Here is a 21,039-nt window from a genome sequence, read left to right as displayed (position 1 = left end):
CACGGCCTTCCACCGGCGCGGGTGTATGGAGAATGGTGCCATGACAGCGGAGCCCCTGTCCCGGAGCCCCTGTCCCGTAGCCGCATCGTCAACGCCGCCGTCGGACTCATCGAGCGGGAGGGCGCGGACGCGGTGTCGATGCGCAGGATCGCCGGCGAGCTCAGGGTCGGCGTCATGTCGCTCTACAACCATGTGCCCAGCAAGGCGGCGCTCCTCGACGGGGTGGCCGAGGCGGCCGGACGCGGGCGGCGCCCGGAGCTGAGAGCCCCGGGCGCCGGTGGAGTGCGCCCTTCCCCAGGGCACTCCGTCGCGATCAGTACCAGTTGTGCGCCTGGAAGTGCCCCCAGGCCCCGCACGGCGTGCCGTACCGGCTCTTGATGTACGTCAGGCCCCAGCGGATCTGGGTGGTGGGATTCCACCGCCAGTCTCCGCCGGCTCCGGCCATCTTCGTCGCGGGCAGCGCCTGCGGGATGCCGTAGGCGCCCGAGGAGCGGTTGACCGCCTTGTGGTTCCAGTTGCTCTCCCTGGTCCACAGGCTGTCCAGGCAGCGGAACTCGCGCATCGTCCACGACCGCCGGACCATGAGGCGGTAGGCGATGGCCTTGTTCCGGTTGGCCGGGCGGAAGGCGACGACGTTCCGCTTCGCGCTGGTGCTCCAGGTCTTCTCCCGGACGACCGGCGGGGCGGCCGGCGCGGAGACCGGTGCGGCGGCCTGGGCGGGGACCGGCGCCGACTCGGCGCGTCCGGCGTCCCGCGCGTACGGCGCGGCGCTCAGGCCGTCCTGGGCGTACGGCGCCGCGTCGTGGTGGAAGACGTCCCCCGTCTGCGGGGCGATCTCCTGGACGGGGGACGGCGCGCCGAAGCCGGCGGCCGTGAGGGGGTCGTAGTAAGCGGGCGGTGGGGTGCCGGCGTGCGCACTCGGCTCTCTCCACTCGGAGTCCCCGGCCACCTCCGCGGCCGCAGCGGGGCCGCTCGTCAACACGGTGGCAGTGATCATCGACGTCATGGTGGTGCGCAGGGCACGGCAGGTATACACATCGATCCTGTTCATCAGGTCGCGTGCGAGTGGCGTGCCGGCACCCGTGAGTGCCCGCGCGCGCTACCGCCCCACGCCCGTGGCTCGGGCGTGGAGGGCCCGCATGGCCTGGCCGGTCCTTTGACACCCTGGCGGGTGTTCCGGCAGGCGCCGCGACGGAGTCCTCTACGCGGATTGAAATACGCGGCCCGCGCTTCGGCGCTCACCTGCGACACGCATTGGGGGGAAGTTTGCCCGCCCGTCGGGATCTTCACGTGACCGTGGGGGGAACCGATGCCCGGACCCCGCCCGGGGTGACGCGATCATGGGATCGGGTTGCCGCGGGGTTGACCGCGCGGGGCCGTACGGGGCGGCCTCAGCGGCGCGGGCCGCAGCTGCCCCGGACGATGAGCTCGGTGGGCAGCCGGACGGCGCGCCCGCGCGGGCTCGCGCCGCGCAGCACCAGCTCGGCGGCACGGTAGCCGATGTCCCGCGCGGGCGGGGCGATCACCGTGAGCGGGGGAGCGCACAGCTCGGCCCAGGGCACGTCGTCGAACATGATCAGCGAGATGTCCTTGGGCACCCGTAGGTCCAGCTCGCGGGCCGCGAGCACCGCGGCCTCGCCCAGCAGGTTGCCGGCTGCCACCAGGGCGGTCAGGTCGGGCCGGTGCTGGAAGAGACCGGAGGCGGCGGCGTAGGCGGAGTCCCTGGTCGCCCGGCCGAAGGCGATCAGCTCCTCGTCGACGGTCACCCCGAGGGCGGTCAGCGTGTCACGGAAGGCGGCGGTCCGCTGGCCGTGGCCGTGCCCGCCGAGATAGGCGACCCGCCGGTGGCCGAGCCCGATGAGGTACTCGACGGCGGTGCGCACCCCGGAACGTTCGTCGGCGAGGACGGCGGGCACGTCGTCCACCCCGGCGACCCGGCGGCCGGCGAACACCACCGTGAGCCCCGCCCGGGTCGCCGGACGCCATGGCTCGGCCTCGCCCGAGGGCACGGCCACCACCCGCTCGACCCCCTGCTCCAGGAGCATGCCGATCAGCTCGGACTCGTCCTCGGGGTCGTCGCCGGTGGCTCCCACGATCACCGGCTCGCCGGCCGCCCTGGCGCAGGCGAGCACGCCGTCGGCCACCCGCCCGTAGAAGGAGTCGGTGACGTCGGGGATCAGCAGCCCGATGCCGCCGGTACTGCGCCGGCGCAGGTTCCGGCCGAGGGCGCTGGGCCGGTAGTCGAGCTGGGCGGCGGCGGCGAGCACGCGTTCCCTGGTCTGCGGGCTGGCCGAGCCGCCCGACAGCACGCGCGACACGGTCGCCACCCCGACGCCGGCCGCCTCGGCCACGTCCTTGATCGTTGTACGCGTCCTCATGGAAACGATTCCATCATGTTTTCCATCGGAGTTCCAGCGGCCTCGAAGTCGTAGACGCTGGTGACCTACAGGGTCTTGACACCGATGCCGCTATCCGCTGAAATTCATGAAAACGTATCCACATCTGTAGTGATCCATGAAGAAGCGGGCGGTGACCCGCGGGGCGCGAAGGACTGTCATGGCATCGATCATTCTGAGAGACGTAGACAAGATCTACGCCGGTGGCGTCAAGGCCGTGGACGGCCTCAACCTTGAGATCAAGGATGGGGAGTTCATGGTGCTGGTCGGCCCGTCCGGTTGCGGCAAGTCGACCGCGCTGCGGATGGTCGCCGGCCTGGAGGACATCAGCGGCGGTGAGATCACCATCGGCGATAAGGTCGTCAACCACCTGCCGCCGAAGGACCGGGACATCGCCATGGTGTTCCAGAACTACGCGCTCTACCCGCACATGACGGTCGAGGAGAACCTCGCCTTCGGCCTCAAGCTCCGCAAGATGCCCAAGCCGGACATCCAGAAGCGGGTCAACGAGGCGGCCAAGATGCTCGGCCTCGAGCAGTACCTCAAGCGCAAGCCGGCCGCGCTGTCCGGTGGTCAGCGCCAGCGTGTCGCGATGGGCCGCGCGATCGTCCGTGAGCCGCAGGCGTTCCTGATGGACGAGCCGCTGTCCAACCTGGACGCCAAGCTGCGTGTCTCGATGCGCGCCTCGCTGAACCAGATGCACGAGCGCCTGGGCGTCACCACCGTCTACGTCACGCACGACCAGGTCGAGGCCATGACGCTGGGCAACCGCGTCTGCGTGCTCCGCGACGGCCTGCTCCAGCAGGTCGACACGCCGCAGCACCTCTTCGACAGCCCGGTCAACCTGTTCGTGGCCGGCTTCATGGGCTCCCCGTCGATGAACTTCGTGACAGCCGAGCTGGTCCGCGCCGACGGCGGCGCGCAGATCGCCTTCGCCGGTCACCAGCTGCCCGTGCCGGACTCGACCTTCGCCGCCAAGCCCGGCCTCGACGGCTACATCGGCAAGAAGGTCATCCTCGGCATCCGCCCCTCGGACTTCGAGGACTCCCGAGCCGCGGCCGACGGCAACGGCGCCGGCTGGACCCGCCTCCCCGTCCGCGCGGAGGTGACCGAGGAGCTCGGCTCCGAGATCAACGTGCTCTTCCTGATCGACGCCCCGCCGGTCGAGCACAAGGACACCGTGGCCGCCCAGGACAACGACGAGGACGAGGCGGCCCTGCCGCTGTCCGGCGACAAGTCGCTGTGGACCGCCCGGGTCAACGCCCGCAGCCACGTCCGCTCCGGTCAGAACGTCGAGCTCGTCGTGGACACCCACAACCTGCACTTCTTCGACCCCTCCTCGGGTCTCGCCATCGGCCACCCGGCCAACGTCGGCCGCTGACCTCCGGCCTTCGAGAGGCCCTCGCCGTGCCCCGCACGGCGAGGGCCTCTCGCATGCGGGGATCGCCCGCGAGGGATCGCCCGGGGGATCGCCCGGGGGGATCGCCTGCACTTTTTTTGCGGCAAGTTGGGCAAGTCGATCAGCGACTACCGGGGCTGTCCGCGTTCGCGGTCAATACAGTCTTCGAGCGTGGCAGAGAAGATTGTCGTGATCGGCCAGGGCCATGTCGGGTTGCCCCTGGCGATGCGCGCCGTCGAGGCGGGCTACGAGGTCGTGGGCGTGGACGCCGACGAGCAGCACGTCAAACGCCTGCTCGACGGCGGATCGTTCGTGGAGGGAGTCCCGGACGCGCGGCTCGCCGCCGCCCTTGAGGGCGACCGGTACCGGGCGACGACCGACGTCGCCGTGGCGGACGGGTTCGACGTGTGCGTCATAGCGGTGCCCACCCCGCTGCGCTCCGGCGCGCGGGACCTGAGCGGCGTCTCGGAGGCGGCCCGCGCGATCGCCCCGCTGCTCGGGCAGGGCGCCACCGTGATCCTCGAATCCACCGTCCACCCCGGCACCACCGACGACGTGCTGCGCGGCCTGCTGGAGGAGCCGGGGCTGCGCGCGGGGGAGGACTTCCACCTCGGCTACAGCCCCGAGCGCAGCGGCTGGGGCGACGGGCGCTGGCCGCAGGACGCGACGCCCAGGATCGTCGCCGGTCTGGACGAGGCGTCGCTGGACCGGATCGGCCGGTTCTACGTCTCCCTCACCGAACGGGTCGTGCCCGTCTCCGGCATCCGGGTGGCCGAGCTGGCCGGGCTGCTGGAGGACACCTTCCGGCACGTCAACATGGCGCTGGTCAACGAGCTGGCGGTCCTGGCCGCCGAGCAGGGCGTCGACGTGTGGGAGGCGATCGAGGCGGCCTGCGCCGGGCCGTTCGGCCGGATCGGGTTCCGGCCCGGCCCCGGTACCGGCGGGCACCCGGGCGGCGCCGAGATCACCTGGCCGGTCAAGAACACGGTGGGACGCGGTTCACGTCTCATCGAACTGGCCGACGCGATCAACACGTACATGCCCGAGCACGTCGTCGGGCGGATCACCCGCGGCCTGAACCACCGCCGGCTGCCGCTGCGCGGGAGCAGGGTGCTGCTCCTCGGCCTGTCCCGGGCCGCGAACAGCGGCGACCTGCGCGACTCCGGCGCGCTCGCGGTGGCCGACTCCCTGCACGGCCTCGGCGCGCACGTGCGCGCGGCCGACCCGTACGCGGACCCGGACCGGGTCCCCGGGCACATCGAGCTGGTACGGCTGACGCCCGAGGAACTCGCCGAGGCGGACGCGGTGGCCGTGCTGACCGACCACGACTGCTTCGACTACGAGATGGCCGGGCAGGCGGGCAGGTACGTCTTCGACGCCCGCGACCGGTGCTCGGGCCCGAACGTCGAACGCCTCTGACCGGCGCCCTCAGCGGAAGCGGCGGGCGGTCCTGGTGAAGATCGGGCCGGTCACCGCGCGCGGGATGAGCCGGCCCGCGGCGACGATCGCCTTGTAGCGCAGCGAGGGCACGCTGACCGGCTTGCCCAGGGCGAGGTCCCGCATGGCGTCGCGGACCACCCGGTCGGCGTCGAGCCACAGGAAGCCCGGGATGGCCGTCGTGTCCATCCCGGCCCGCTGGTGGAACTCCGTGCGCACGAAACCCGGGCACAGGGCCATCACCCGGACACCCGTCCCGGCGAGCTCCTGCGCCACCGACTCGCTGAAGTTCACCGACCACGCCTTGCTCGCGCTGTAGGTGCCCCTGGTGAAGAAGGCGGAGATCGACGACACGTTGACCACCGCGCCGCGACCGCGGGTGCGCATGCCGGGCACCGCGGCCAGGGTCACCCGCAGCACGGCCTCGCAGTGCACCCTGAGCATCCGCACCTCGTCGGCGGCGGGCACCTTGGTGAAGTGGTCGCCGTGGCCGAAGCCGGCGTTGTTCACCACCAGATCGACGCCCTCGGCCGCGCGCTTCTCCACCGCGGCGATCCCCTCGTCGGTGGACAGGTCGGCGGGGAGCGTCTCCACGGCCACGCCGTACCGGAGTCTGAGCCGGGCGGCGGTCTGGGCGAGCCGCTCCTCGTCGCGGGCCGCGAGGACGAGGGAGAAGCCGTCGCCGGCCAGGCGGCGGGCGAAGGCGGCGCCGATGCCGGCGGTCGGACCCGTGATCAGTGCGGTGGGCATGCATGCAGGGTAACGGGACGCGCGCGCCGCGCGCGCCCGGCGGGTCCGCCGCGTCGCCGGTCAGTCGCCCAGCGCGCGTCCGATCAGCTCCTCCACCTGGGTGTTCAGCCGGGCCCCGCGGGCCCAGCCGGCGTAATGGGTGAGGAAGATGACGATCTCGCGCAGCTCCTGCGGGGTCAGCTCGCCGGTGCGCAGCGCGGCGTCCAGTTGCAGGCTGACGGCGTCGTCCAGGCCCTGGCCGACCAGCAGCCCGAGCAGGAGGAATCGGCGTTCGCGGACGGAGAGCACGTCTCGCCCCCACACGTCCGCGAACAGGTGCTCGACGGTCATCGCGAAGAAGTCGCCGGGATCGTCGCCGATCTCGTCCCAGCCGTGAACCGACTTCATGATCTCCAATCCGCGGGCGTGCCGATCCGGGGTCGTGCCGTCTCCGCCTTGGTTCATCGAAATCTCCTGAAGCGTGCGGACCCCCGCGGTCGGACGGGGGCGGAAACGCCTCACGGTGCCGAACGCACGCGTGCGGCGCTGCTGATCGTGCGGAACGTGCCCTCCCCATTTTCGCCACTTCGCGCACTGATAGCGGATTTCTCGCACTGGTTGTCCAGACATGTACCAGGACTTCGCGCCCAGCCCCGTCGCGCGTTACACCGGGGATCTCCGGCCCCCACCGTACCGGCCCTGTGCCCGCAGCTCAGGTGCCACTCCGGCCCCTCCGGCATCAGGAAACGCCTTCACAACGGCAGGCGGCAAGAGTGAGGGGGATTGGGTCTTTGCAGGTCTGCTCGGGAGGTTGACTCTCGGTTCAGGCGCGTGTGACGACACCCCCCGAGCGCGCCTGAAACGGAGGAGTCAGTGATACGCCGACTGATCACCGGGCTGACGGTGCTCGCCCTGTTATGCCTGTCCGGCGTGACGGGCGCGGGCGCCTCGGCCGAGCCGCCGCCCAACAGGCAGTACCGGGTCCAGGGGCCGAGCACGGCCGAGCAGCGTAGCGCGGTGGCGCGGACCGGCGCGGCGATCGACGAGGTGGCGGGGAACTCCGTCGTGGTGACCGCGACCGAGGGCGAGGTGGCGGAGATCGAGAAGCTCGGCCACCGGGTCACCCCGCTGCTGAAGCCGTCCACGCCGGCCCTGCCCCAGCCGCAGGACTTCCCGCCGGCCGACTCGGGCTTCCACAACTACGCCGAGCTGACCGCCGTGGTGAACCAGGTCGTGGCCGACCATCCGGCCATCGCCCGCAAGATCAGCTACGGCACCTCGTACGAGGGCCGCGACCTCATGGCGATCAAGATCAGCGACAACGTGGGCACCGACGAGAACGAGCCCGAGGTGCTGTTCACCCACCACCAGCACGCCAGGGAGCATCTGACCGTCGAGATGGCGATCTACCTGCTCAACCTGCTCACCGACGGCTACGGCTCCGACAGCCGCATCTCGGGCCTGGTGAACTCCCGGGAGATCTGGATCATGCCGGACCTCAACCCGGACGGCGGCGAGTACGACATCGCCACCGGCTCCTACCGTTCCTGGCGGAAGAACCGGCAGCCGAACCCGGGATCCACCTCCGTCGGCACCGACATGAACCGCAACTGGAACTACAACTGGGGCTGCTGCGGCGGCTCCTCCGGCTCGACGTCCAGCGAGACCTACCGCGGCACGGCCGCCGAGTCCGCGACCGAGGTGCGGGCCGTGGCGGACTTCGTCCGCTCCCGGGTGGTCGGCGGCGTCCAGCAGATCAAGGCGCACATCGACTGGCACACCTACGGCGAGCTGATCCTGTGGCCCTACGGCTACACCACCAACGACACCGGACCCGGCCTCACCCAGGACGACCGCGACGCGCACGCGGCCCTGGGCCAGAACATGGCGTCCACGAACGGCTACACCGCCCAGCAGGCCAGCGATCTCTACATCACCGACGGCAGCATCGACGACTGGCTGTGGGGCGTCCACAAGATCTTCAGCTACACGTTCGAGATGTACCCGGTGGGCTCGCCCGGTTTCTACCCGCCCGACGAGCAGATCGGCCCGCAGACCAGCCGCAACCGGGAGGCCGTGCTGCGCTTCCTGGAGTACGCCGACTGCGTCTACCGGATCATCGGCAAGGACGTGCAGTACTGCGGCGCCACCCCGCCGGTGACGGTCTACTCCGACACCTTCGAGAGCGCGACCGGCTGGACCGTGAACCCGGCAGGCACCGACACCGCGACCGTCGGCCAGTGGGAGCGCGGCGACCCCGCGGCGACGAGCTCCAGCGGCGCCAAGCAGCTCGGCACCACGGTCAGCGGCGTCAACGACCTGGTCACCGGGCGGCTGGCCGGGGCCGCGGCGGGCGACTACGACCTGGACGGCGGCCTGACCTCCGTCCAGTCACCGCCGATCACGCTGCCGGCCTCGGGCACGCTGTCGCTGGCGTTCTCCTGGTATCTGGGCCACGGTTCCAACTCCTCCAGCGCCGACTTCCTGCGGGCGCGGGTGGTCGGCGCCACCGGCTCGACGGTGTTCCAGCAGCTCGGCGCGGCGTCCGACCGTGACGCGGCGTGGAGCACGGCCACCGCGAACATCTCCTCCTTCGCCGGTCAGACGGTCCGGCTGGTGTTCGAGGCCAACGACTCGTCCGCCGCCAGCCTCGTCGAGGCCGGCGTCGACGACGTCCGGATCACCCGCACTCCCTGAGCCGCCCGTCCGGGCGCCGGCGGGTTCCCGCCGGCGCCCGGCCCCGCGGGCTCAGCGCCCGCCGAGGTTCTTGTCCAGCCCGGCCTTGCGCAGCGCCTCGGCCAGCGCGCCCCCTGCGGGCTCGGGACGGCCCTGCCGCTGCCGGTTCCCGCCGCCCCCGCCGCCGTTGCCCTTGCCGCGTCCGCCGCCGCCGCCCCGCCGGTCGCCGCCCCGGTCGCCGCCCCGGTCGCCGCCCCTGTCGCCGCCCCTGTCACCGCCGCGGTCGCCGGCGCCGTCCTGGGAGTCGCGTCGTCCGCCGGTCCTGGCCGTCTCGTCGTCCAGCCGCAGGGTCAGCGAGATGCGCTTGCGCGGGATGTCCACCTCCAGCACCTTGACCCGGACGATGTCGCCGGGCTTCACCACGTCGCGCGGGTCCTTGACGAAGTTCCGCGACATGGCCGAGACGTGCACCAGGCCGTCCTGGTGGACGCCCACGTCGACGAACGCCCCGAAGGCCGCCACGTTGGTGACCACACCCTCCAGGACCATGCCCGGGGTGAGGTCGGAGATCTTCTCGACGCCGTCGGCGAAGGCGGCGGTCTTGAACGCGGGCCGCGGGTCGCGTCCCGGCTTCTCCAGCTCCTTGATGATGTCGGTGACGGTCGGCAGGCCGAAGGTGTCGTCGACGAACTCCTCGGGCCGCAGGGTCCGCAGCATCTGGTCGTTGCCGATCAGCGTCTTCACGTCGCCGCCGGTCCGGGCGAGCATCCGCCGTACCACTGGGTACGCCTCGGGGTGCACGCTGGAGGCGTCGAGCGGGTCGTCGCCGCCGGGGATGCGCAGGAAGCCCGCGCACTGCTCGAACGCCTTCGGGCCGAGCCGGGCCACGTCCTTGAGCGCCTTGCGGGAGCGGAACGGCCCGTTGGCGTCGCGGTGCAGCACGATGTTCTCGGCCAGGCCGGAGCCGATCCCCGACACCCGGGTGAGCAGCGGGGCCGAGGCGGTGTTCACGTCCACGCCGACGGCGTTGACGCAGTCCTCCACCACCGCGTCCAGCGAGCGCGACAGCTTCGTCTCGGCCAGGTCGTGCTGGTACTGCCCGACCCCGATGGACTTGGGGTCGATCTTGACCAGCTCGGCCAGCGGGTCCTGGAGCCGGCGGGCGATGGACACCGCGCCGCGCAGCGACACGTCCAGGCCGGGCAGCTCCTGGCTGGCGAAGGCCGAGGCGGAGTAGACGGAGGCGCCCGCCTCGGACACCACGATCTTGGTGAGCTTCAGCTCGGGATGCCGCTTGATCAGGTCGGCGGCGAGCTTGTCGGTCTCCCGGGACGCCGTGCCGTTGCCGATCGCGACCAGTTCGACGCCGTGCGCGGCGCACAGCCGGGCGAGCACCGCGATCGACTCGTCCCAGCGCTGCTGCGGGACGTGCGGGTAGATCGTGGCCGTCTCGACGACCTTGCCGGTGGCGTCGACCACGGCGACCTTCACGCCGGTGCGGAAGCCCGGGTCCAGGCCGAGCGTCGCGCGGGTGCCGGCGGGCGCGGCGAGCAGCAGGTCGCGCAGGTTGGCGGCGAACACCCGCACCGCCTCCTCCTCCGCCGCCTGCCACAGCCGCATCCGCACGTCGATGCCCAGGTGCACGAACACCCGCGTCCGCCACGCCCAGCGCACCGTGTCCAGCAGCCACCGGTCGGCCGGCCTGCCCCGGTCGGCGATCGAGAAGTGGTGGGCGATGCGCTGCTCGTAGTCGCCCTCGCCGTCCTCGTCCGGCTCCAGGGTGAGGGCCAGCACCTCCTCCTTCTCGCCGCGGAACATCGCGAGCACCCGGTGCGAGGGCAGCTTCGTGAACGGCTCCGCGAAGGAGAAGTAGTCGGAGAACTTCGCGCCCTCCTCCTCCTTGCCCTCGCGCACCGCGGACACGAGCCGCCCGCGCGACCAGACCCGCTCGCGCAGAGAGCCGATGAGGTCGGCGTCCTCGGCGAACCGCTCGACGAGGATCGCCCGCGCGCCTTCCAGGGCGGCCGCCTCGTCGGGCACGCCCTCGCCGACGAAGGACGCCGCCGTCCGGGCCGGGTCGAGCGCCGGGTCGCCGAGCAGCTTGTCGGCCAGCGGCTCCAGCCCGGCCTCCCTGGCGATCTGCGCCTTGGTGCGCCGCTTCGGCTTGAAGGGGAGGTAGATGTCCTCCAGCCTGGCCTTGGAGTCGGCCGCCATGATCTGCGCTTCGAGGGCCTCGTCGAGTTTGCCCTGGGAGCGGATCGACTCCAGGATGGCCGCGCGCCGCTCCTCCATCTCGCGCAGATAGCGCAGCCGCTCTTCCAGCGTGCGCAGCTGCGCGTCGTCGAGGGTCCCGGTCGCCTCCTTCCGGTAGCGCGCGATGAACGGCACCGTCGCACCGCCGTCGAGCAGGTCCACGGCCGCCTGTACCTGCCGCTCGCGAACGCCGAGCTCCTCGGCGATGCGCTGATGAATCGAGGTCGTCACGATCCTCATCCCGCCTTCCCCCTGGGTTACGGGGACTGATTGTGCCGCTCCATGCGCGTCTTGTCGCCTCGCCGCCGTCCGGCGGCGAGGCGACGGCACCCGGTCACAGGCGGAAGCCGAGGTCCGGGGTGATGTCGGCGACGTCCATCTGGGCCTTCTGCAGCCGGCCGCTGTAGTCCCAGTTCATCGCCTGCCAGCGGGTGAACTGGTCCAGCACCCACATGCCGGACTGGCGGCTGCCGTTGCCGGACTTGCCGTTGCCGCCGAACGGCAGGTGGGCCTCGGCGCCGGAGGTGGAGTTGTTGACGCTCACCATGCCCGCGCCGATGCCCGCCCGGAAGCGGAAGGCGGCCTTGGGGTCGGTGGTGTAGATCGAGGAGGACAGCCCGTAACCGGGCAGGTTGGCCAGCTCGATCGCCTCGTCCAGCGACCCGTAGGAGGTGACGCCCACGATCGGGCCGAACGTCTCCTCCAGGAAGAGCCGGTCGCCGCGGCGCACGCCGTCCACGATGACCGGGTGGTAGTAGAGGCCCTCGTCGCCGGTGAAGCCGCCGCGCGGGTTGCCGGGGGTGATCCTGCCGGTCGGCCCGGACACCACCGTGTGGTGCGGCTCGATCCAGGTGAGGTACTCCTCGTAGCGCTCGGCGAACTTGTGGTCGAGCAGCGGGCCGAGCACCACGTCGCCGGCCGGGTCGCCGAGCGCCGCGTCCGCGACCGCCCGCGCGTAGCGGCGGACGAACTCGTCGTGCACCGACTCGTGCGCGATCACCGTGCCCAGCGACGTGCAGCGCTGTCCCGCCGTGCCGAACCCGGCGAACAGCGCGCCCTCGACCGCGAGGTCCAGGTCGGCGTCCTCGGTGACCACCATCGGGTTCTTGCCGCCGAGCTCCAGGCACGGCGACTGGAGGTGCCGCCCGCACAGCTCGCCGATCGACCGGCCGACGGCGCTCGACCCGGTGAACCCGACCTTGTGCACCGTGCCCTCCTCCAGCGCGGCGGACAGGCCGTCGAAGGTGTCCCGCCCGTCGGCGAAGACGATGTTGAGCACGCCGTCGGGCAGCCCGGCGGCGGCGAACAGCCGGTATAGGGCGTGCGCCGACGCCGCGGCGTACTCGGCCGGCTTCCACACCACCGCGTTGCCGCAGAGCAGCGCGGGCACCAGGTACCACGACGGCACCGCGACCGGGAAGTTGCCCGCCGTGATCACCGCCGCGACGCCCACCGGCACCCGGAAGGTGAACAGGCTCTTGTCCGGCATCTCGGACGGGACCGTCTGCCCGTACAGCCGCCTGCCCTCCCCGAGGAAGAAGTCGCAGGTGTCGACGATCTCGCGGACCTCGCCCAGCGCCTCCGCGTACGGCTTGCCGATCTCCCTGGTGACCAGCGCGGCGAGGGTCTCGGCGTTCTCCTCGACCAGGCGGCCGATCGAGGCGATCACCCGTCCGCGCACCGGCGCCGGCACCGCCGCCCACTCCCGCTGCGCGTCCCTGGCCGTACGGCACGCGGTGGCGAAGGTCTCGGCGTCGGCCAGCCCCACCCGGGCGACCACCTCGCCGGTGCTGGCGGGGTTGATCGAGTCGTACGGCCGCGCGGAGGCGGCGTCCTTGCCGCCGATGACGGAGACGATCTGTCGGGTCACCGTTGACCTCCTTGTAGTGGGTTGTCCGTCCGCATTGTCCCTCCCGCCTCCTCGCCGCGGCCAAACGCGGCGAGGTTGCGCGGGCGGCTCTCCACGGGTCTGCTCACGGGTCTCAGCGGGCCTGGAAGTCGGCGAAGTCGAAGCCGGGGGACACGACGCAGCTCACCAGCGCCTCGCGCGGACCGGCCGGCCGGGCGGCCTGCCAGGTGCCGGCCGGGACCAGCGCCTGGGGCACCTCGCCGCGCTCGACGTCCGGGCCGAGGACCACGGTCTCGTACTCGCCGTCGGGGTCGCCGATCAGCAGCGTCAGCGGCCCGCCCCGGTGCCAGAACCACAGCTCGTCCGAGCGGACCACGTGCCAGACCGACTCCTCGCCCGGCATGAGGAGGAAGTGGATCGCGGTCGCCGAGGACCGCGGGCCGCCGTACCCGGGCGGCTCGAAGGTCACCCCGCTCCGCCACGTCTCGCGGAACCAGCCGCCCTCGGGATGCGGCAGCAGGTCGAGCGCCTCGGCCACGGCCGGCCGCTCCGCCACCGAGACGAACGTCCCGCGCACGTCGCGGCGCAGGAACCGCACCCGCTCGCCGTCCACCGCCACCACGGGCCCGCCGTCGCCGAACCTCTCGCCCGCGACCCGCAACGCCTCATCGTCATCGGCGACGCTCACCGGCGTCCCGTCGGGATAGATCTTGACCAGCACTGTTCCGATGCTAGTACCTCGATCCCCGGTCAGGGGTGGTGCTTCGGGGGGTCGGTCCGGATATGTGGCCTGATGGGCGGTGGTGGCGGCAAGATCGTTTGGGCTGGGCGTTTTTGTCGGAGGCCGTCGGTAGTGTCGCCGCGTGATCGAACGGTGGAGCCGGGACCAGGTGCTGGCGCTCGCGCCCGACGCCGCCTCGGGCAAGGCGGCCCAGGGGGTCGCCGGGCCGGGGAGGTGGCCGGAGGCGGGGGCGTCCGGCGGCGTGGTGTGGGGCGCGTGCAAGGGCAGCGGCGCGACCCCCTACCAGGCGTGCGCCGACCTGTCCGCCCCCGCCTACCGGTGCGGCTGCCCGAGCCGCAAGTTCCCCTGCAAACACGTCCTCGGCCTGCTCCTGCTGTGGTCGGCCGGGGGCGTCCGGGCCGCGGCGCCGCCCGGATGGGTCGAGGAGTGGCTGGCCGCCCGCCGCGACCGCGCCGCCGCCCGCCGGGCGGGCACGCCCGCCGGCTCGTCGTCCGGCTCGGCGGCCGGCCCTGCGGCCGGTCCTGCGGCGGAGGGCGGCGAGCCCGGTGCGGAGCCCGGCGGGGCCGCGGGACAGGACGACGGGCCGCCCCGAGGAGAGACCGGGCGGGAGGCGCAGCGGAGCGGGGAGGCGGCGCGGCGGGCCGCGCAGCGGGAGCGGCGGGTGTCCGCCGGGCTGTCGGAGCTGGAGCGATGGCTCGCCGACCAGATCAGGCAGGGCATCGCGGCCACCCGCACCACCGGCTTCGACCAGTGGGACGGCCTGGCCAAGCGGCTGATCGACGCCCAGGCCCCCGGCGTCGCCGGCAGGGTCTCCCGGCTGGCCTCGCTGCTGCCGCAGGAGGAGTGGCCGAGCCGGGTGCTTGAGCAGTACGCGCTGCTGCACCTGCTGGCCGTGGGGCACCGGCGCGCGCCGTCCGGGCACATGGGCGCGACGATCAGGTCGCGGATCGGCTTCCCCGTCACCCGCGAGGAGGTGCTCGCGGGCGAGCGGGTCCAGGACGAGTGGCACGTGCTCGGCGCCCGCGACGACATGCAGGACCGGCTGGTCAGCCGCCGCGTCTGGCTGCGCGGAGCGGCGACCGGCAGGGCCGCCCTGGTGCTGTCCTTCGCCCCGCCGGGCCAGCCCCTGGACGCCTCGCTGGTCACCGGCACCGCCGTGCGCGCCGACCTGGCCTTCTACCCCGGCGCGTGCCCGCTGCGCGCCCTCGTCGCCGGCCGCCACGGCCTGCGCGCCGGTCTCCCGCCGCCCGCCGCCACCCTCGACGCCGCCCTGTCCGAGGTCGCCGCCGCCCTGGCCGGCGACCCGTGGCTGGACTCCTGGCCGGTGGTGCTGGGCGGTGTCGTGCCGGTCAGGGGCGACGGCTGGCTGCTCGGCTGCCCCGCCGCCGGCCCGGAAGGCCCGGCCGAGGTGGCGGGGTGGGGGATCGACCCGGCGATCGGGGCGCCGTGGCGGCTGGTGTCCGCCTCCGGCGGCAGGCCGCTGACGGTGGCCGCCGAGTGGACCCCCAAGGGGCTGGTGCCGCTCACCGCCTGGGGTGAGGACGGCGAGGTGATCGTGCTGTGAGCGGGACGACGGGGGAGGGCGCCGACGTGTGGCAGGACGCCGACGTGTGGCAGGACCTGGTCTCCACGGCCCTGGTGGGCACGGAGCGCCGCGCCGTGCCGGAGTCGCCGCACGGACGGGCGCGGGCCGATCCGGCGCGGGAGCTGCTGGAGCGGGCGGCGGTGCAGGTCGTGCGGGTGCGCGCGGGGCAGCGGCTCAGCAGGGGCGAGCCGCTCCCCGCGGCGCCCGCCGAGGAGCGGCCGGTGGTGTCGCCCGCGGCGGCGGCGCGGCTGACCCGCATCCTCGGCGGGGAGCTGCCCCGGCTGCTGCCCGAGTGGCTCGCGCTCGCCGCCGCGCGCGGCCTGCGGCTGCCCGCGCACCTGCTGCCCGAGCTGCTCGACCACGGGGCGAAGGACCGGTCGATCCGCTCGCACGCGGGCGTGCTGGCCGGGCAGCGCGGACGCTGGCTGGCCGCGCTGGGCCACCCCGGGTGGGCCTACCTGCTCGAAGAGCCCACCGGAGGCGGCGACACGTGGCAGCTCGGCACCGCGGGGGACCGGCGGGCGCTGCTGGCCGCGCTGCGCGCGAGCGACCCGGACGGCGCGCGGGAGTTGCTGGCAGGCACCTGGGAGGAGGAGACGCCCGAGGACCGCGCGGCCTTCCTGGAGACGTTCGGCGACGGCCTGGCCGCGCGGGACGAGCCGTTCCTCGAGGCGGCCCTGGACGACCGGCGGCGCGAGGTGCGCCAGTGCGCCGCCGACCTGCTGACCAGGCTGCCCGGCTCCCGGCTCGCCGGCCGGATGCGCGAGCGCGGCCGCCGCGTCCTCCGTCCCGAGCCCCCGCGAGGCGCCACGGAGGCGGACGGCAGGGGGCCGGGGCGCATCCTGGTGGCGCCGCCGGAGGCGTGTGACGGGGCCATGCAGCGGGACGGCGTGCGGGGGAACGCGCCGCGGGGCACCGGCGAGAAGAGCTGGTGGCTGCAGCAGGTCGTGGCGCGGACGCCGTTGTCGCTGTGGAGCGAGGTGTTCGGCGCCGACGCGGGCGAGGTGGTCGGCATGGAGATCGTCGACTGGGCGCGCGAGGTCAGGGCGGGCTGGGTCAGGGCCGCCGTGCTGCAACGCGACCCCGGCTGGGCGCGTGCGCTGTTCGCCGTGGAACCGGTGGCCGAGCTCCTGGCCGCCCTGCCGCCCGCCGAGCAGGAGGCGACGGCGGCCGGCTTCGTCCGGCGTCACCAGGTGGACAGCCAGCTCATCATGGTGCTCGGCGGCGTGGCGGCCCCGTGGGGCCGCAACCTGACCCTGGCCGTGCTGACCAAGATCCTCGACGTCGCCCGGTCCCAGCCGTGGAACATCGCCGAGCTGAGCCGCATGGTCGGCGAGCGGGCCGATCCCGCGCTGCACGACCTGGCCGAGCGCCTGTCGCCCGAGCCTTACGTCCAGTCGGTCGCCGCCGTCCTGCGATTCCGCAACGACATGATGAAGGAGCTCTCGTGACCAGCGTTCTGCGACCTCACGCGGAAGACCAGTACGCGGAGGAGCTGGCGATCCTCGCCAAGGCCGACGACCGGCCGAGGCCCCCCGGCTGGCGGCTGTCCCCGTGGGCGGTCACCGAGTACGTCATGGGCGACGGCGACCAGGTCACCCCGAAGTACATCGGGCCGCGCAGGATCGTCGAGGTGGCGGTGGCCACCCTCGCCACCGACCGCGCCCTGCTGCTCCTCGGCGTGCCGGGCACGGCGAAGACCTGGCTGTCGGAGCACCTCGCGGCGGCGGTGAGCGGCGACTCGACGCTGCTCGTGCAGGGCACCGCGGGCACCGCCGAGGAGGCGATCCGGTACGGCTGGAACTACGCGCGGCTGCTCGCCGAGGGGCCCTCCCGCGCGGCGCTCACGCCGAGCCCGGTGATGCGCGCGATGGCCGAGGGCCGCGTCGCCCGGGTCGAGGAGCTGACCCGCATGCCCTCCGACGTGCAGGACGCGCTGATCACCGTGCTGTCGGAGAAGACGCTGCCGATCCCGGAGCTGAACGACGAGGTCCAGGCGCAGCGCGGCTTCAACGTCATCGCCACCGCCAACGACCGGGACCGCGGCGTCAACGAGCTGTCCAGCGCCCTGCGCCGGCGGTTCAACACGGTGGTGCTCCCGGTGCCGGCCAGCGCCGAGGAGGAGGTCGACATCGTGTCCCGGCGGGTGGGGCAGCTCGGCCGGGCGCTCGACCTGCCCGACGCCGTGACCGGCCTGGAGGAGATCAGGCGGGTGGTCACGGTCTTCCGCGAGCTGCGCTCCGGTGTCACCGAGGACGGGCGCACCAAGGTCAAGTCACCCAGCGGCACGCTGTCCACCGCCGAGGCGATCTCCGTCCTGACCGGCGGCATCGCGCTCGCCGCCCACTTCGGCGACGGCGTGCTGCGTCCCGCCGACGTCGCGGCCGGCATCCAGGGCGCGGTGATCCAGGATCCGCTGTCGGACCGGGTCATCTGGCGGGAGTACCTCGAAACCGTCGTCCGCGAGCGTGACGGCTGGCGTGACTTCTACCGGGCCTGCCGCGATGCCGACTGAGACCCCCGCCGTCACGGTGCTGGGGGTGCGGCACCACGGGCCGGGTTCGGCGCGGGCGGTGCGTGAGGAGCTGGCGCGGCTGCGGCCCGACGTCGTGCTCGTCGAGGGTCCGCCGGAGGCCGACGGGCTGGTCGCGCTCGCCGGGGACGCCGGCATGGAGCCGCCGGTCGCCCTGCTGGCGCATGTGCCGGGTGAGCCGTCGAGGTCGGCGTTCTGGCCGTTCGCGGAGTTCTCCCCGGAGTGGCAGGCGATCCGTCACGCGGTGGCCGAGGGGGTGCCGGTGCGCTTCTGCGACCTGCCCGCCGCTCTCACCCTCGCCGAGGAGCCACCACGGGACGGGGCACGAGGGGAAGGGGCGCCCGGGGACGGGGCACGGGGGGACGGGGCGCAGGAGGAAGGGAAGCGAGGGGGTGAGGGGCGGGGGGATGAGCCGCCCGCCGATCCGGTGGGGGTGCTCGCCGGGGCCGCCGGATACGACGATCCCGAGCGCTGGTGGGAGGACGTCGTGGAGCACCGCAGGGGCGCCGCGCCGTTCGAGGCGGTCGGGGAGGCGATGGCCGCGATCCGCGAGGGGTACGTGCCCGGCGAGCGTGAGGCGCGCCGCGAGGCTTACATGCGCAGGACGCTGCGCCGCGCGATCAAGGACGGGTTCGAGCGGATCGCGGTGGTCTGCGGCGCCTGGCACGCGCCCGCGCTCACCCGGCTGCCGCCGGCCGCCGCCGACGACCGCCTGTTGCGCGGCCTGCCCAAGGTCAAGGTGGAGACCACCTGGGTGCCGTGGACGTACGGCAGGCTGGCGGCCCGGAGCGGATACGGGGCGGGCGTCGAGTCGCCCGGCTGGTACCACCACCTCTTCACCGCGCCCGACCGGCCGGTGGAGCGGTGGCTGGCACGGGCGGCGGGGGTGCTGCGCGAGGAGGGCCTGGCGGTCTCCCCGGCGCACGTGATCGAGGCCGTCCGGCTGGCCGGCGGGCTGGCCGTGCTGCGCGGCCGGCCGCTCGCCGGGCTCGGCGAGGTCACCGAGGCGGCCAGGGCCGTGCTGTGCGAGGGCGACGACCTGCCGGTGGCGCTCATCCAGCGGCGCATGGTCGTCGGCGAGCGCATCGGCCGGGTGCCCGAGGCGACCCCGATGGTCCCCCTCCAGCGCCACCTGCGCGACGAGCAGCGGCGGCTGCGGCTGAGACCCGAGGCGCTCGACCGCGACCTCGACCTCGACCTGCGCAAGCCGGTCGACCTCGACCGCAGCAGGCTGCTGCACCGGCTGCGCGTGCTCGGCGTCGGGTGGGGCGCGGCCAGGGAGGGCGCGGCCCAGGGCAAGGGCACCTTCCGCGAGTCGTGGCGGCTGGCCTGGCGGCCCGAGTTCGACATCACGCTGATCGAGGCGGGCGCGTGGGGGACCACGGTGCCCGCCGCCGCCACGGCCAGGGTCGCCGACCTCGCCGACCCGGCCAAGGGGGTCACCCTGGCCGAGCTGACCGCGCTGGTGGAGACCTGCCTGCTCGCCGACCTGCCGGACGCGCTGCCCCGCGTGCTCGGCGGGCTGTCGGAGCGGGCGGCGCTGGATCCCGACGTCACCCGGCTCATGGCGGCGCTGCCCGCGATGGCGCGGGCGCTGCGGTACGGCGACGTGCGCGGCACGCCCGCCGAAGGGCTCGGGGCGATCGTGTCGTCGATGCTGGCCAGGATCAGCGCCGGCCTCTCCCCGGCGCTGACCGGCCTGGACGACGACGCCACCCGCGAGATGCTCGGCCACGTGGACGGCGTGCACGCCGCCACCGCGCTGCTCCCCGGAGAGGCGCGGCGGGAGTGGCTCACGGTGCTCGGCGGGGTCGCCGGGCGGGAGGACCTGCACGGGCTGATCGAGGGCAGGCTGACCAGGATCCTGCTCGACGCGGGGACGTTCGACGCGGGCGAGGTGGCGACGCGGATGGCGCGGGCCACCTCGGCGGGGCACCCGCCGGCCCGGGTCGCCGCCTGGGTGGAGGGGTTCCTGGCGGGCGGCGGGCTGCTGCTGGTGCACGACGCCGCCCTGCTCGGGCTGGTCGACCGGTGGCTGGGCGGGCTGACGCCGGAGGCGTTCGTCGACGTGCTGCCGCTGCTCCGCCGTACGTTCGCCACGTTCGACGCGCCCGAGCGGCGGGCGATCGGGGCGCGGGTGCGGGCGTCGGGCGGGCCGCGGCAGGCGGGCGAGACCGTGCGGGTCGACGAGGAGCGGGCCGCCGCGGCGGTGCGCACCGTGCTGACGATCCTGGGGAGGACCGATGGATGAGACGGGGGCCGGGGACGAGCGGCTGCGCCGGTGGCGGCTCGTGCTGGGCGGCGACGCCGACGGCACCGGGCACGGGCTCGCGGGCCCCGACGCGCGGATGGACGCGGCGCTGGCCGCGCTGTACGGCGGCGCGCCCGGCCTCGGCGGCGAAGGCCAACAGGACGCGGCGCGGGCCCGGCGGGCCGGGCTCGGCGGGTCCGCGCCGCGGGTCGCCCGCTGGCTGGGCGACATCAGGTCCTACTTCCCCGGCACCGTCGTGCAGATCATGCAGAAGGACGCGATCGAGCGGCTCAACCTCACCCGCCTGCTGCTCGAACCCGAGATGCTGGAGGCGGTCGAGCCGGACGTGCACCTGGTCGGCACGCTGCTCTCGCTGAACAAGGTGATGCCCGAGCAGGCGCGCGAGACGGCCCGCGCCGTGGTCCGCAAGGTGGTGGCCGAGCTGGAGCGCAGGCTGGCCCAGCGCACCAGGGCGGCGGTCATCGGAGCCCTGGACCGTTCGGCCCGCACCAACCGGCCGCGCCGGGCCGCCGACATCGACTGGGACCGGACGATCAGGGCGAACCTCAAGAACTACCTGCCCGAGCGGAACACCGTGGTCCCCTCCCGCCTGGTCGGCTACGCCCGCCGCAGCCAGGCGGTGCGGCGGGAGGTCGTGCTCTGCGTGGACCAGAGCGGCTCGATGGCGGCATCCGTCGTCTACTCCGGCGTCTTCGGCGCGGTGCTCGCCTCGATCCGGGCGCTGAAGACGTCGCTGGTCGTCTTCGACACCGCGGTGGCCGACCTCACCGACCGGTTGCACGACCCGGTCGAGCTGCTCTTCGGCACCCAGCTCGGCGGCGGCACCGACATCAACCGGGCGATCGCCTACTGCCAGGGGCTGATCACCCGGCCGGCCGACTCCGTCCTCATCCTGATCAGCGACCTCTACGAGGGCGGCGTCCGGGAGGAGATGCTGCGCAGGGTCGCGGCGATGACCGCGGCGGGCGTCCAGGTCGTCGTGCTGCTCGCCCTGTCCGACGAGGGCGCCCCCTCCTACGACCATGAGAACGCGTCGGCCCTGGCCGCGATGGGCGTCCCGGCCTTCGCCTGCACGCCCGACGCGTTCCCGGACCTGATGGCCGCCGCGATCGAGCGCCGCGACCTCACCCACTGGGCGGAGACGGCCCGAAGCTGACCGGTCAGCCGT

The 21,039-nt window shown here is 73.7% G+C and carries 16 protein-coding genes; 9 read left to right on the top strand and 7 right to left on the bottom strand.

The annotated features are described in order from the left end of the window. Positions 1-21 precede the first annotated feature (21 nt). Complete coding sequence (locus QSK26_RS34335; protein WP_285779488.1) at positions 22-378, top strand: TetR/AcrR family transcriptional regulator; 357 nt, start codon at positions 22-24, stop codon at positions 376-378. Here the strand turns inward: QSK26_RS34335 and QSK26_RS34330 are convergent. Together QSK26_RS34330 and QSK26_RS34325 are read right to left on the bottom strand one after the other, a co-directional pair. Continuing rightward, positions 314-997, bottom strand: coding sequence for an aggregation-promoting factor C-terminal-like domain-containing protein (locus tag QSK26_RS34330; protein ID WP_285779487.1), 684 nt, complete (start codon positions 995-997; stop codon positions 314-316). The two genes, QSK26_RS34335 and QSK26_RS34330, sit on opposite strands and share 65 nt — an antisense overlap. Positions 998-1,391: 394 nt before the next feature. After that, positions 1,392-2,378: a LacI family DNA-binding transcriptional regulator gene (locus QSK26_RS34325; RefSeq protein ID WP_285779486.1), complete on the bottom strand. Its 987-nt coding sequence runs from the start codon at positions 2,376-2,378 to the stop codon at positions 1,392-1,394. 178 nt (positions 2,379-2,556) lie between these two features. Between QSK26_RS34325 and QSK26_RS34320 the strand changes: the two genes are divergently transcribed. After that, on the top strand, positions 2,557-3,777 hold the full coding sequence (locus QSK26_RS34320) for an ABC transporter ATP-binding protein (protein WP_285779485.1): 1,221 nt from the start codon (positions 2,557-2,559) through the stop codon (positions 3,775-3,777). A 189-nt stretch (positions 3,778-3,966) separates the two neighbouring features. Next, the gene (locus QSK26_RS34315) at positions 3,967-5,214 is read left to right on the top strand and encodes a nucleotide sugar dehydrogenase (protein WP_285779484.1); all 1,248 of its coding nucleotides are present in this window, start codon (positions 3,967-3,969) and stop codon (positions 5,212-5,214) included. 9 nt (positions 5,215-5,223) lie between these two features. Here QSK26_RS34315 and QSK26_RS34310 read toward each other — a convergent pair whose 3' ends face one another. Next, positions 5,224-5,982, bottom strand: a complete 759-nt coding sequence (locus QSK26_RS34310) for an SDR family NAD(P)-dependent oxidoreductase (RefSeq protein ID WP_285779483.1) — start codon at positions 5,980-5,982, stop codon at positions 5,224-5,226. 60 nt (positions 5,983-6,042) lie between these two features. Next, a complete protein-coding gene (locus QSK26_RS34305) occupies positions 6,043-6,426 on the bottom strand; it encodes a carboxymuconolactone decarboxylase family protein (RefSeq protein ID WP_285779482.1) in 384 nt (127 codons plus the stop codon). Between the two features lie 408 nt (positions 6,427-6,834). Between QSK26_RS34305 and QSK26_RS34300 the strand changes: the two genes are divergently transcribed. After that, positions 6,835-8,658: a M14 family metallopeptidase gene (locus tag QSK26_RS34300; RefSeq protein WP_285779481.1), complete on the top strand. Its 1,824-nt coding sequence runs from the start codon at positions 6,835-6,837 to the stop codon at positions 8,656-8,658. Positions 8,659-8,709: 51 nt separating this feature from the next. Here QSK26_RS34300 and QSK26_RS34295 read toward each other — a convergent pair whose 3' ends face one another. The 3 genes from QSK26_RS34295 to QSK26_RS34285 form a co-directional block, all read right to left on the bottom strand. After that, positions 8,710-11,130 (bottom strand): Tex family protein, encoded by a 2,421-nt coding sequence (locus QSK26_RS34295; RefSeq protein ID WP_285779480.1) that lies wholly within the window; start codon positions 11,128-11,130, stop codon positions 8,710-8,712. 94 nt (positions 11,131-11,224) lie between these two features. After that, the gene (locus QSK26_RS34290; protein WP_285779479.1) at positions 11,225-12,760 is read right to left on the bottom strand and encodes an aldehyde dehydrogenase family protein; all 1,536 of its coding nucleotides are present in this window, start codon (positions 12,758-12,760) and stop codon (positions 11,225-11,227) included. Between the two features lie 112 nt (positions 12,761-12,872). Then, positions 12,873-13,460 (bottom strand): cupin domain-containing protein, encoded by a 588-nt coding sequence (locus tag QSK26_RS34285; protein WP_352244450.1) that lies wholly within the window; start codon positions 13,458-13,460, stop codon positions 12,873-12,875. Between the two features lie 142 nt (positions 13,461-13,602). Here QSK26_RS34285 and QSK26_RS34280 point away from each other — a divergent pair, with 142 nt between their 5' ends. From QSK26_RS34280 to QSK26_RS34260, 5 genes are read left to right on the top strand one after another with little or no spacing between them, the layout of a single operon-like run. Next, the gene (locus QSK26_RS34280) at positions 13,603-15,045 is read left to right on the top strand and encodes an SWIM zinc finger family protein (RefSeq protein ID WP_285779478.1); all 1,443 of its coding nucleotides are present in this window, start codon (positions 13,603-13,605) and stop codon (positions 15,043-15,045) included. Further along, positions 15,042-16,517 (top strand): DUF5691 domain-containing protein, encoded by a 1,476-nt coding sequence (locus tag QSK26_RS34275; RefSeq protein WP_285779477.1) that lies wholly within the window; start codon positions 15,042-15,044, stop codon positions 16,515-16,517. Before QSK26_RS34280 ends, QSK26_RS34275 begins: the two co-directional genes overlap by 4 nt. Then, entirely contained in the window at positions 16,514-17,581 is a 1,068-nt protein-coding gene (locus tag QSK26_RS34270; protein ID WP_285779476.1) for an ATP-binding protein, read from the top strand. Before QSK26_RS34275 ends, QSK26_RS34270 begins: the two co-directional genes overlap by 4 nt. Then, positions 17,571-19,850, top strand: a complete 2,280-nt coding sequence (locus QSK26_RS34265) for a DUF5682 family protein (protein WP_285779475.1) — start codon at positions 17,571-17,573, stop codon at positions 19,848-19,850. Before QSK26_RS34270 ends, QSK26_RS34265 begins: the two co-directional genes overlap by 11 nt. Next, positions 19,843-21,027 carry a VWA domain-containing protein gene (locus QSK26_RS34260; protein WP_285779474.1) on the top strand — a complete coding sequence of 395 codons (1,185 nt, stop codon included), beginning with the start codon at positions 19,843-19,845 and terminating at the stop codon, positions 21,025-21,027. Before QSK26_RS34265 ends, QSK26_RS34260 begins: the two co-directional genes overlap by 8 nt. Positions 21,028-21,039: the final 12 nt, after the last annotated feature.

The organism is Microtetraspora sp. NBRC 13810, from assembly GCF_030268685.1.
Taxonomy (GTDB): domain Bacteria; phylum Actinomycetota; class Actinomycetes; order Streptosporangiales; family Streptosporangiaceae; genus BSRQ01.
The sequence above is the reverse complement of the archived record's forward strand: the minus strand, read 5'-3'. Positions and strand labels throughout refer to the sequence as shown.

What these genes read in the sequence shown, in the direction of transcription:
- QSK26_RS34330 (WP_285779487.1), bottom strand. Translation starts at nt 997, where the DNA reads ATGATCACTGCCACCGTGTTGACGAGCGGCCCCGCTGCGGCCGCGGAG.
- QSK26_RS34325 (WP_285779486.1), bottom strand. Translation starts at nt 2,378, where the DNA reads ATGAGGACGCGTACAACGATCAAGGACGTGGCCGAGGCGGCCGGCGTC.
- QSK26_RS34320 (WP_285779485.1), top strand. Translation starts at nt 2,557, where the DNA reads ATGGCATCGATCATTCTGAGAGACGTAGACAAGATCTACGCCGGTGGC.
- QSK26_RS34310 (WP_285779483.1), bottom strand. Translation starts at nt 5,982, where the DNA reads ATGCCCACCGCACTGATCACGGGTCCGACCGCCGGCATCGGCGCCGCC.
- QSK26_RS34305 (WP_285779482.1), bottom strand. Translation starts at nt 6,426, where the DNA reads ATGAACCAAGGCGGAGACGGCACGACCCCGGATCGGCACGCCCGCGGA.
- QSK26_RS34295 (WP_285779480.1), bottom strand. Translation starts at nt 11,130, where the DNA reads ATGAGGATCGTGACGACCTCGATTCATCAGCGCATCGCCGAGGAGCTC.
- QSK26_RS34265 (WP_285779475.1), top strand. Translation starts at nt 17,571, where the DNA reads ATGCCGACTGAGACCCCCGCCGTCACGGTGCTGGGGGTGCGGCACCAC.
- QSK26_RS34260 (WP_285779474.1), top strand. Translation starts at nt 19,843, where the DNA reads ATGGATGAGACGGGGGCCGGGGACGAGCGGCTGCGCCGGTGGCGGCTC.